Genomic DNA, 11,504 nt, shown 5'->3' with positions numbered 1-11,504 from the left:
TTCAGCGCCTCCACCACGCTTGTTCTCCCTGGTCGGGAGGGCTAAACAGCGATGGAGCCGAATATGGGGGCCGTGCGTCGCATCCGGCGTACGACGATCACCGGGGTTTTGCTTCTCGCGGGCATCGCGGCGGTCGTGTCGTTCCGGCACATGCACGAGCTGTGTCTCCGGCACGGTGAGGATCAGCTGGCGGCGGTGCTCATCCCACTCGCGGTGGACGGCGCGATCGTCGTCGCCTCGATGTCCATCCTCCTGGCCAACCGGTACGGTTCGCGGGGCAGTGCTCTGGCGTGGATCATGTTGATGGTCGGCAGCCTGGCCAGCCTCGGGGCGAACATCGCCATAGCCGAGCCGAGCCTGATCGGGCGCATCATCGCGGCCTGGCCGAGTGCCGCCCTGATCGGCAGCTATGAGCTGTTGATGTGTCAGATTCGCCGAGCTCCAGACGAGGGAGCTGTTGGTGAGCCGGCCGATACGACTGAGACGGCGGGATCGGTTCGCGACGACGACCACGACTTCTCAGAGTCGGCGGAACCTGATGTCGGCGGAGCGGAAAACCTACATCGAACGGCCTGGCAGTGGGCCTTGGCGCATCGCACGCCCGACGGGGCTCTTCCATCGGGGAAGGTCATCGCTGAGCACTTCGCGCGGAGTGCACGATGGGGCCGCTGGATCAAGCGAATAGGTCTTGAGGGGAAGCTCGCCGAGCACGATCATTCCAGTCTCGTATGACTGGGTGAGTCACCGAGAGGTACGACTCTTGGGACCATGTCATGACAGCGACTGTTGCCACGGTCAGGAGGAGCGTCGCGAACTCCTTCGCCCTAAGGGAATCGATCAATATCCTGACCGGCCATGTGCACGGACACGTACGGCCACGGGCAACAACTCTGGTGGGTGGCCATGACGGCGACGATTGCTATGCGGGGGTCAAATGGGCATCGGCGGTGAGGGCCTTCTGAAGTTCGGCTGCAGGTTCAACGGCGACAACCAATGGAGACCCTCGTAGGGGGTGAGGTCATCTTCGAACACCTCGCCATGGAACCGCTGAGCAGGTTGAGACTCCTTGTAGGGGCGGTGAGGACCCTGGCGTTCGGCATCAACGGCAAAACGGTCATGGTGTGTTAAGAGCCCTCGTGAGGGCGGTGAGGACTGGTCGGGCGGTCGTCCTTCGGGGCGAGCCCGGCCAGTTGAGACCCCTCGTAGCTCACGGTGAGGACCTGCGCGCTCGGCCACGAAGGGGTGGACGTTGAAGTTGAGACCCCTCGTAGGGGCGGTGAGAACCTCCTGGACCACTACCAGGACTGCTCTGCCCGCTGCCAGTTGAGACCCCTCGTAGGGGCGGTGAGAACCCTGATCACGTCGATCCTGATGCGCGCCACCCCGTTGAGACCCCTCGTAGGGGCGGTGAGAACGGGCCGGGTTCGTTCATCGTCGCCAACGACCGTTGGTTGAGATCCCTCGTAGGGGCGGTGAGAACCGGGTTCGGCTGGTACGGGACGACGGAATGCCCCGACGAGTTGAGACCCCTCGTAGGGGCGGTGAGAACCCTCCTGGTCAGCATCGAAGAGGCCGCGGACGTCTTGTTGAGACCCCTCGTAGGGGCGGTGAGAACCGGGCTGGAAGACCAGCAGCTACGGCGCGCACCTGGCGTTGAGACCCCTCGTAGGGGCGGTGAGGACCTCCAGCTTCGCGGGCAGGCCGGTGCGGGCACTGTTGAGACCCCTCGTAGAGGCGGTGAGAACGGGCACGGCGTGGCTCGTGGGCCGCCTGGAGGAGTTGCGGTTGAGACCCCTCGTAGGGGCGGTGAGAACCGCGGATCGTCTCCTCTGGCTGGAGTTTGCACACGAACAGTTGAGACCCCTCGTAGGGGCGGTGAGAACGAGCAGCGTCTACCGGGTCCTGTGCCTCTCCCAGTTGAGACCCCTCGTAGGGGCGGTGAGAACCCCTGCACGACCAGCACCGTCGCCCTCTACAAGGCGTTGAGACCCCTCGTAGGGGCGGTGAGAACGCGTCGCCCTCGGTCAACTCCCGCTCCTCCAAAGCGTTGAGACCCCTCGTAGGGGCGGTGAGAACCTCCCATGTGACGGGACTGTGCGGGGAGCTGATCTGTTGAGACCCCTCGTAGGGGCGGTGAGAACCTGGGTGAGGATGTAGCCGGCTTCGCGCTCGCAGCCGCGTTGAGACCCCTCGTAGGGGCGGTGAGAACTGCTCCGGCGCGTACATCCCTCCGAGGCTCCGGCTCCGCGTTGAGACCCCTCGTAGGGGCGGTGAGAACCTCCTGGCCAGGATGCTAAACAGGAGGGAGGTGTCGTTGAGACCCCTCGTAGGGGCGGTGAGAACCTGTGCCGGACGCCATGGCGTTCATCCGCTACCTGTTGAGACCCCTCGTAGGGGCGGTGAGAACGTGAGTCCACGGCAGCTTGGTCGGGCGGTCGTCCTTGTTGAGACCCCTCGTAGGGGCGGTGAGAACCCCGGCCAGATCCGCCACCGTGGCGTTCAGCTCCCGTTGAGACCCCTCGTAGGGGCGGTGAGAACTGGCGCACCGCCGGCCTCGCCTTCGTCAGCCCCACGTTGAGACCCCTCGTAGGGGCGGTGAGAACCGGTGCCGTACGGCGGGTGCAAGATCCGCATTCAGGCGTTGAGACCCCTCGTAGGGGCGGTGAGAACGCCGGGACCGCCCGCTGGAGGTCCTCGGCGGTGCTGCCCTGTTGAGACCCCTCGTAGGGGCGGTGAGAACCCGAATACCGGATCACCCGCTACGACATCCACCGTGGGTTGAGACCCCTCGTAGGGGCGGTGAGAACCTCCCGGAAAAGTTCCCGTGCGCCGCCTGCGGCATGTTGAGACCCCTCGTAGGGGCGGTGAGAACTCGCGGTCCGTCTCATGGAGGCGGATCCGGACCTGTTGAGACCCCTCGTAGGGGCGGTGAGAACCCCAGTGTAAAGCGGCAGTTCAGAGGCCATGTTTCAGTCCTGCGGCAGGCGCGTTTTGCAGCGAACCTTCGGTAGTGCAGGAGACCCGGGAGGTTCGCTGCATAAACATGATCAACAATCTGGCTTTCGGGTCAGAGGATGTCGTCGGGAGCGGGCTGTCCGATTCCCCATTCTTGGCGCTCGGGCTTCGTCCCAGGCGGGAATGTGAAGACCAGTACGCTGTCGTAGCTTGCATCGATCACGTCAGTCACCTTGTGATGGAATCTCCGCAGCTGCGCGGGGCTGAGGTTGCCTTCGAAGACGCTGCGTTGCACGTGATGCAGGTATTGCCGGCACAGCCGCAGGATCGCCGCATTGCGACTGGCCAGAGTGTCATAGACGACCACGACATACACGCCGCGTCACCACCAGATCTTGAACGGCTTGTACGGGACCCCTTCGAGGCAGCGGCGGGTGAGTTGCAGCGCCTCCAGGTAGAGGAGTTCGTCATAGGCGACGTTGCGTCCAAGGCCGCGGTGCTGGACCGTTACGGCGAGTTCGTCGCGGACGGTCTGGACGACCAGCTTCCGGCCTGTTTCGCTGAGCATGGCCTGGTTGACGTCGATGTCGAAGTGGTGGGGCTTGAGTTGTCCTCGTCCGGAGAGCCGGAGTAGCAGACGTTCGGCGAACAGGGGTTTGAACACTTCGGACAGATCGAGGACCAGTGAGTGGCGTTGGCGTTCCATGGTGCTGTGCAGAAAGGCCATTCCGGAGTGCAGGGGCGTCAAACGTACAGCGGACAGAATCCGGGCATAGACGATTCCGTTGACGTAGCTGATGAAGGCGTTGCCGGCGTTGCGTGGTGGCCTTCTGCTTCGGCCGTCGAGTTTGAGCCAGTCGGGCAGGCGTGTGTCCATGACGGCCCAGGCCGAGCGGCGGAAGGTGCCTTCGGCTCCCATGAGTTCTTCTCGGGTGCTCGCCTCCGTAACAGACTTTTCGAGGCGCTCCATGGGCCGGGTGAGAAGTTTTCGATCGACGACGCGCCTGACGTTCGCGGCTGCGCTGGTGACGATGGCGCGGGCGATGCTGAGGGAGGCTGACGGGTCGTCCGCGAGACGGGCCTGTGCGATGACGGTCTGGCCTGAGGTGCTGGTTTCGGCAGTCAGCAGTGAGCCGGCGTAGTCGCCGTAGTGGCTGAGGAAGTGGACGTTGATGTGGTGGCGGTTGAGCAGGCTGATCACGGCGGTGTTGAGGTCGACGGACTCGCACGCCACGATGTCGCGCACATCGGTGATCGGGATGTGGACGGGTGCCCCTTCGATCCTCTCGATGCGCAGGGACTGGTCCTTGCGCTGGATACGGCAGGGTGTGGTGAGCCAGTAGGTACGGGACGCAGCGGGCATCTATTCGTTCCAGCAGTAGTCGGAGTAGGAACAGCCACGGCAGGCCGAACGAGTCAGGCGCGGCGGTGAGTCGGCGGCGGAGACGACCTTGACCACTTCGGCGATGTCGGCCGTGGCCTGCTCGGCGGCTTCGCTCGTGTACGGCAGGCGCTTTGTCCGCCGGGTCTTGGGATAGTGCAGGATTCCACCCTGCGCGGCGACCCCGACCTCGTGCAGCCGATAGCAGTAGTGCATGGCTTGGGCTTCGTCGGCGCGACTGGGCTTCGCGGAGGATTTGACCTCGTGGACCCAGGCGGCTCCGTCCAGATGGTCCAGCTGCGCCGCGCCCAAGTCGATGGGAGAGCTGCGGCTGTAGGAGGTTTCGTGAACTGCTTCGCCGAGTTGGACGGTATTACTGAGGTGTTCGGGGCGAACGCCTCTGGCGTACAGCCAGAGTTGCCGGGGGCAGTGGTAGAGGTACTTGATATGGACGCCGCCGACGTCGGCTGCCGTGATCACAAGACTTCACCTGCCTGGTAGGTCTGTGCGGCGGGTCCTTGGATGCGACCCAGCCCTGAGCGGTGGTGGTATTCGGCGTTCAGAACGCGAATGCCGAGCTTCTTCTCCCAGGTGGACATGGGTGCGGCCCAATACGGCATCGGGATGAGATAGCGCTCGGCGAGGAGGCGTCCGGCTTTCCGGTCCCCGTCGATGCTGGTCAGGTCCGCTTCGTACTTGTCGCGGTCCTGGTCCAGAACGGCTTCTGTACCGTCGAACAGTTCGTCGAAGAGTTCAGCGAGATCGTCCCTGCTGACGAATGGGTGCGCGAAGGTGAGGAAGGCGTCGGCGAAGACGTGGCGGTGATGCTCCACTTCGGCACGCCATTGAAGACCCCAGTCCGATTCGTACACCTCGTTCAGCCAGACCCGCGCGTGGGCTTCGTCGACGGGTTCGCCGTCGTGGCGGCTGAGGATGTCCCATGCGAGCTCTACGGGGACGCGTTCGTAGACGCCGTCGGCGACGTCCGCTCCTCCGGTACGGCGTGGGGCGAAGGTCGCCGGGTGGATGATGACCTCGGCGGGAGGGCGGGCAGCGATTCTGTTGACTCGCCCGAAACGCTGTAGCAGTGCCTCCAGCGGTGCGGCCGAGGTGAACAGGCAGTCGAAGTCGACGTCCAGGCTCACCTCGACCACTTGCGTGGCAACGACCAGCCCGGGACGTCGATCCAGGCCGGTGCCGAAACGCCTGCCGATGGCCTCTTCAAGTGCGGAGCGATCCATCCGCCGGAATCGAGAGTGCAGCAGGAACGCCGCCTCTTCCGCGACGGAAGGTGCGAGTTCGGCGAACAAGTGCTGGGCGTCGGCCACATTGTTCGCCACCACGAGCACCGCTTCGTTGTCCGCCAGCCGTTGCCGAATCTCCTCGATCGCTTCTTGTCCGGTCAGGTGTCCGGCGCGCAGGCGCAGCCTGTGACGTGTCCGCATGCCGTCGGTATCGGCCTCGACCAGGTGAATCGTCGCGTCCAGCGCGTCACGGAAAGCCTGGGCAAGGGCGTCGGGCAAAGTCGCGGAAAGTACGGCGACGCGTCCGCCGAGCCTTTCCCACAAGTGAGCCGTAGCCAGGATGTAGCCGAGCCGCCGTGGATCGTACGCATGGAGTTCGTCCAGGACGAAAATGGAATTCGCCGCGTCGATCAGGAGGGATGAGTGCGTGGGGCCGGCCAGCACGCCGCGCAGAATCTGGTACGGCGTTCCCACCCGAACGGTTTCCCGGAACAGCCGGGTGGCCGCCGCGCGGGAGACGGCCTTGCGCGCGGCCTCGGCATGGCGTTCCTCCTCGTCATCCGGGCATACGGCTTGGGCCAGGTGAAAGGACGCAGCCCGCGAATGCATGACGCCGACCAGGTCGTCGTTCTTCAGCAGCCGGCCGAGCCGTAGTGCCATGGCGTTGATCGAGGCAAGGTAGGGCAAGGTGAGGAACACGTGGGGAATTCCGCCGGTACGACTCGACATCTCGGTGGCTTGTGCGGCCGCCCAGAGCAGTCCGGCCTCTGTTTTGCCCGAGCCCGTGGGAGCACGAAGCAGAAGGTGTCCCTTGGAGTCGGCGGCGTCGCCTTGGTGTGGACGAAGCCGGTGGCCTTTGCCTGCGAGTACGTCCTCCAGATGCGGACGGAAGGAGTCGTTGAGCGGCTGATGCAAGTGCAGAACGCCGTGGGCGGAGGAAACATGGTCGGCCAGCGTGACGGCTCCCTGGAGGAGAACCGCCGCCAGTCCTCGATGGCCCGAAGCCGGCATTTCCCACCATTGGCAGAGGCGATCGAACAGCTGCCGAGCTTCTCCGATCACGTCCAAGACGCGCGGCGGAACGTGCCCGACCGGTAGCCGGGATCGTTGTGCGAGGTCGAGCAGCCATTCCGCCAATTCGAGGGCGGCGTCTTGGGGAAGTGGTTGAAGGCGGTCACGCCATTCCGCCTCTGACGCGTGACCGTAGAGCGGCTGGAGCGGGCCGCGTCCTCCCTCCAGCGAGCGGTGATGTGTGGCCACGCCCGTGGCCGTCCACATCAACAACTCCTCGTCCTCCAACAATGCGGGAAGGAAGCCGAGGGAGACGATCTCGTGCCGTTCTCCCCAAGACTTGGTGTGGCCTTTCAGCATGGCTTGAAAGCCGTCCGGGACTTTCCCCGCGTCGTGGCAGAGCCCCGCCAGGCACACCGCGGCCCAGAACCGTCCGCCCGTGGCCTCGTCCAAGACCGGGACGGTACCGACGCGCCGGCGCAGCGCGATGGCGCCGTCCAGGGTCGCGGCCAAGTGCGCGGTGAGTTTCTCTCTCGGCCGGCTCTTGGCCAAGAGATCTTCCAGCTTCATGAGGGTGTGCCCACTGCGGCGAGCAACTGATCGGGATGGACCGGCGCCAGCAGCGCGACCGCCTGCCCGTCGTCGGCCCAGTCACCGGTGACCAGAACCTGCGAACGCCCCGTGGCATCGAAGTGATAGCCGTCCCAGCGCGTACGCCCACGATCCAGGGAGATGGCCGTCGGCAGCCGCAGCAGCGTTCCGATCGGCTGCGGGCTGTTCGCCTCAGGGAGGACAGCAGCCCCCTGCCGCCCCGACTCGGCGTGCAGCATCACTCGCCGCGTCGTCACCCCGACGAGGTCTTGGCTGCGGCCGAGCCGCAGCGGCCATACCGGTCGGCGCAACCGGCGCTCCCACAGGCCGAGTTCGGTGAGCAACCACAGGGTCAGCGTGGCGTCCGTGAGGAACTCGCGTTCCCGGGGTGTGGGATCGGCCTTCTTCCCCGTCGCGTCCAGGGGATGGTACGTCTCCAGATCGACCCCCGCACCGCGAGCGTGAAAGGCCATCGCGAACCGAAGGCCCCGGTCGACCGCGCCCCATCCTCCGGCCGCCGCCGCCAGCATGCCGCCCACGGTGGCCGGCGGCGGACAGGGCAGCGTCAGCTGGACTCCGGCGTACAGCGGGTTGCGGAAGGAGACGATCGGGGCCGTCACTGTCACCCGCAGGGCCTCGGCAGACTTCGTCATCCCTTCTCGTCCTCGAACCAGGAGTCCCGCTCCCCACGCTCGATCTGCCCGGCCAGCGTGTTCAGCACCAGCCGGGGGTGGTCGAGGATAAGGACACCGGCGCCGATCAGGTCGTCGAGCTCGGAGCGGACCTGGTCCCGTTGCGCACCCAGGAATCCGGGAGCCCAGCCGAGCAGCACCGGTCCGTCCAGCTCATCGCTCCACGCCTCGATCTCCGCCCGCAGCACTGCGGCGTCGAACTGCGTACGATCCATTCGTGCGCCGAGCACTCTGGTGAACGGGTTGATCCCGCCCTTGACCGGTGCCAGCAGGACCAGAGCCGGGGTTCGATCTCCGTAATGCAGGGACTGCTTGGCTCCGCCGCGCACCGCGGACAACGTCCGCAGCAGCAGAGCGGCTCGCCTGCGCCGCTCCGCGATGCTCAGCCGAAGCGCGGACGTCCCACGGAAGCCGACCTCCTCGGCGCCGGCCTCCCGCGCCTGCTTGGCGGCCGGCTCCGGAAGCGCCACCTTGAGCCCAGTGCCATCGGTCTCGAACACGCCGATCCTGGGCAGGTCCAGCAGCACATCACCGGCCAACTCGGCGCTGTAGAACTCGTGCCCGTGCAACACCGGGTTCTCGCCGGCGGCGAATCCGCGGCTCATCGTGCCGAAATCCCGATCCGGGCGGCGCGGGGCGACCGACACGAAGGTACCGGTCGCCAGGACGGTGTCACGCTGGCAGGTCTTGGTCTTGTCACCCTTCACCGCCACCATGTAGCCGAAGAGGTCGTCATCCAGGTAGAGGTCAGGGCGCCCCTGCGTGTACGCCTGCTGCTTCTGACCGCTGCCGGAGCGGACCACCGGCGACACCGGCTCGCCGGCCGGCAACGAATCCCTGACCCAGCGACGGAACGCCTGCGCCGAGACGTACGGATGGATGTCCCGTCCGACCCGCAGCTGCTTCACCCGCGCGACGTTGTCCTCGCCCAGCCCGTTGTTCGGTGCCCCGGCCGTCACATCCAGGACGATCTTCCCCACCAGATAGCTCATCTATGACTCCTCGTCCTTGAAGTGCTCAAGATCCTCTGGATGCTCGCTGTTGTCGTCCCGCATCTCGGCGGCGACCTTCGCCCCGTCCTCCGGCGCGAATCCCAGCTCGTGCAGGCGCTGGACCACGGACACGAACAGCAACTGCCGGTGGAACCACGCCTGCTCGACCTCCGGGTCGAACAGCAGCCGGAACTGACTCTCGGTGATCAGCGGACCCTCCAGCCCGTCGACCGGCTTCAGCAGCGCATCGATGTTGCGCCGCATCAGCCAGTACCGCATCCGAGCCGGCTCCTGTCGGGTCGCGTTGAACGCGCGCAACGGCCCGGCGGAGTTCTCGGCCTTCAACCAGATCGCCACCTGCGTTCCCGCGGCCTTGATCTCGTCGATCTCGCTCTGATTCATCTGGGTCACCTCGCTCACGAAGGACAGGCACAACTCGGCCAGCGCGCTCGTGTCCTCGCGGATCACGCCCTGGTCGAGGTACGCCGTCAAATACCGGCTGCAGGCGCCGACGATCCGCTCCGGTGCGCGAAAGGCATTGCGCGCCAGGCCGACGACGCCCGCCGTCTTGGGGGTCGCGTGGGCACGTACCAAGGAGACGTAGCCGCGCGAGCGCGGCGGACGCGACGCGCGCCGCAACCATTCGGCGAGCGGCTGCTCCAACGACTGGACATCCAATGTCTGGCCGCGGTTGTTGTTGCTGAAGATCAGCAGCTCCACGCCCGCCGTCAGCCGATCGTCGTACAGGCGCAACGCCCGCAAGGCGAGTACCTCGTTCGCGCCGGCCTCCTTCGTGTCGGGCCTGCCCAGCGCGATCAACTGCTGGTTACGCTCCACCCGTCGTGACAGCGTCCGCGCCATGAACCGCTCGTCCCAGCTGTGCAGCGCGACTGACGGTCCGCCGGTGAGACGGCACCCGTACGGAAGGGCGTGGAAGCTGCACAGGCATGGCCAGCACAAGGCCATCCCCGAATGGCGGCGGGGTGTGTTGTTCCGATAGAGATCACTCTCGGCCAGCGGAACGTCCACCTTGCCGAAGAACCCCACCGCTTGCCGGCCGCACAACACGCACGCCACCGGTGGCCACAATGCCTCATCCGGCATCCGACGCCATGCCCGCACAGCCTCACGGATCGCGTCATCGTCGCGTTTGGCGTTGCTGTGATGGTTCATCTTCGAATTCGGGAAGATCGACAGGCTCGCCTTGAGCCAGAACCCCTCGCCGTTCTTGGAATCCCGTACGAGAGCGGCGCGAAGAGCGTCACCGGTCATCCGCTCGACGGCCCGGGTGAACGCATCCGGCGACAGCGCCTCGGGCGAGGAGGCCTTTCCGAGGTATGCCAGCGCGTACGCACCCACCCGCTGCAGAGGGTGCGCCGTCAACGCCACCCGGTGCTGGTCGTCGTCGCTCACGCGGCCACCCAGCCGAAACCTGCGGCATTGGCCTGCCCCAGTCCCCAGGACCAGATGGCGCGCAAGGTCTCGGGCGCTCCCACCAACTCCACTTCGACGGGCGCGCCCGGCTTCGCCCCCTGCCCCACGCGGTAAGAACGCTTGGCGCCCACCCAGGAGATCTCCGTCAGTGACACCTCGGGGTCCAGACCCAAGGTTTCGGCCTTGCGCCTGAGGTTGTTCTGAAAGTACGCCGGGAACTCCGGCTCCGTCGGAAGCAGCCACGCCTGGCGGGTGACGCGGACTCCAGTCGCGTCACGCCCTGACCCCTTCATGACGACCGGCGTGCTCGTCCTGATACGTGCCCGCCCCGAGGCGAACTCAGGCGGATCCACCGCGGTCACGCCAAGCACGTGGAACGCCACACCGCCCCAATCCAGCAGTTCCTGCTGCTTGATGCCCTGAGCCAGCGCCATCGCGACGTCAAGAACGGGACTTCCCATCTCGATCCAGCCTTGGCCGCCCGCCGCGTACTTCCCCCGCCGACGCTTCGCCAGGGGAAACACCGGAGCTCCGTGACCGATGGGGACCATTCCGTACGGGGCCATGCCGCCATCGTGGAAGTAGCGGCCGACGACGGGGGCTTCGCGATCGAGCACGTTGTAGATCAGTCCTCTGCCCGGCGCCAGCACCATGGCCCACGGGATTTCGGTGGCGGTCGTAGCGACGTCGACCCGTACCCGCATCCTTGCCTCCCGGTTCTTCTTTGCCTTCACTAGTTACAGATGGACGACGGGAGCGGACGAGCTGCTTCTCCTGCGTTGCTGCAGGTGATGCCATGGGTTGTATGGAGCGTCAAGATCCTTGGCTAAGGTTTGTCGTGGCGTCGGCAGGCGGATTATGATCATGAATTCTGCAGCGAACCTCCCGGGTTTCCTGCACGACCGGAGGTTCACTGCAAAAGAGGTCCTTCAGCCGTCCCGCTTGCCAGGTGTGACCTGCGGCTTTACTTTGGGGTCCTCATGGCCCTCACGAGGGTTCTCAACATGTGGCGCTACTGGCAGAGCGCCATCGCAAAGAAGTCCTCATGGCCCTCACGAGGGTTCTCAACGTGAGCCGGTAACGGGCCTCGCGGACGTGGAACGCGAGTCCTCATGGCCCTCACGAGGGTTCTCAACATGTGGCGCTACTGGCAGAGCGCCATCGCAAAGAAGTCCTCATGGCCCTCACGAGGGTTCTCAACGTG

9 protein-coding genes and 2 CRISPR repeat arrays are annotated in these 11,504 nt (G+C 65.6%); of the genes, 1 reads left to right on the top strand and 8 read right to left on the bottom strand.

Annotated features, from left to right (window positions below; genetic code table 11):
* Positions 1–63: 63 nt before the first annotated feature.
* Positions 64–732, top strand: coding sequence for a DUF2637 domain-containing protein (locus AB0C28_RS00835; RefSeq protein ID WP_358072522.1), 669 nt, complete (start codon positions 64–66; stop codon positions 730–732).
* A gap of 323 nt (positions 733–1,055) precedes the next feature.
* A CRISPR array of direct repeats spans positions 1,056–2,936; the repeat unit is 30 nt; unit sequence GTTGAGACCCCTCGTAGGGGCGGTGAGAAC.
* 131 nt (positions 2,937–3,067) lie between these two features.
* Here the strand turns inward: AB0C28_RS00835 and cas2 are convergent.
* The 8 genes from cas2 to AB0C28_RS00795 are packed head-to-tail and all read right to left on the bottom strand — an operon-like array spanning position 3,068 to position 11,004.
* A complete protein-coding gene (gene cas2, locus AB0C28_RS00830; RefSeq protein ID WP_358072520.1) occupies positions 3,068–3,331 on the bottom strand; it encodes a CRISPR-associated endonuclease Cas2 in 264 nt (87 codons plus the stop codon).
* A gap of 6 nt (positions 3,332–3,337) precedes the next feature.
* Positions 3,338–4,318, bottom strand: a complete 981-nt coding sequence (cas1b, locus tag AB0C28_RS00825; protein ID WP_358072518.1) for a type I-B CRISPR-associated endonuclease Cas1b — start codon at positions 4,316–4,318, stop codon at positions 3,338–3,340.
* Positions 4,319–4,816: a CRISPR-associated protein Cas4 gene (locus AB0C28_RS00820; RefSeq protein WP_358072516.1), complete on the bottom strand. Its 498-nt coding sequence runs from the start codon at positions 4,814–4,816 to the stop codon at positions 4,319–4,321.
* Positions 4,813–7,161, bottom strand: coding sequence for a CRISPR-associated helicase Cas3' (gene cas3 / locus AB0C28_RS00815; RefSeq protein ID WP_358072514.1), 2,349 nt, complete (start codon positions 7,159–7,161; stop codon positions 4,813–4,815). Before cas3 ends, AB0C28_RS00820 begins: the two co-directional genes overlap by 4 nt.
* Entirely contained in the window at positions 7,158–7,835 is a 678-nt protein-coding gene (cas5, locus tag AB0C28_RS00810) for a CRISPR-associated protein Cas5 (protein ID WP_358072512.1), read from the bottom strand. Before cas5 ends, cas3 begins: the two co-directional genes overlap by 4 nt.
* On the bottom strand, positions 7,832–8,866 hold the full coding sequence (gene cas7i, locus AB0C28_RS00805; RefSeq protein WP_358072510.1) for a type I-B CRISPR-associated protein Cas7/Cst2/DevR: 1,035 nt from the start codon (positions 8,864–8,866) through the stop codon (positions 7,832–7,834). Before cas7i ends, cas5 begins: the two co-directional genes overlap by 4 nt.
* The gene (locus AB0C28_RS00800) at positions 8,867–10,279 is read right to left on the bottom strand and encodes a hypothetical protein (protein ID WP_358072508.1); all 1,413 of its coding nucleotides are present in this window, start codon (positions 10,277–10,279) and stop codon (positions 8,867–8,869) included. It abuts the gene before it with no gap.
* Complete coding sequence (locus AB0C28_RS00795; protein ID WP_358072506.1) at positions 10,276–11,004, bottom strand: CRISPR-associated endoribonuclease Cas6; 729 nt, start codon at positions 11,002–11,004, stop codon at positions 10,276–10,278. Before AB0C28_RS00795 ends, AB0C28_RS00800 begins: the two co-directional genes overlap by 4 nt.
* 269 nt (positions 11,005–11,273) lie before the next feature.
* Positions 11,274–11,504: direct repeats of the CRISPR family, unit length 31 nt; unit sequence AGTCCTCATGGCCCTCACGAGGGTTCTCAAC.

It is taken from the genome of Nonomuraea sp. NPDC048892 (genome assembly GCF_040649735.1).
Lineage (GTDB): Bacteria > Actinomycetota > Actinomycetes > Streptosporangiales > Streptosporangiaceae > Nonomuraea > Nonomuraea maheshkhaliensis.
This window is presented reverse-complemented; position numbering and strand designations above follow the sequence as displayed.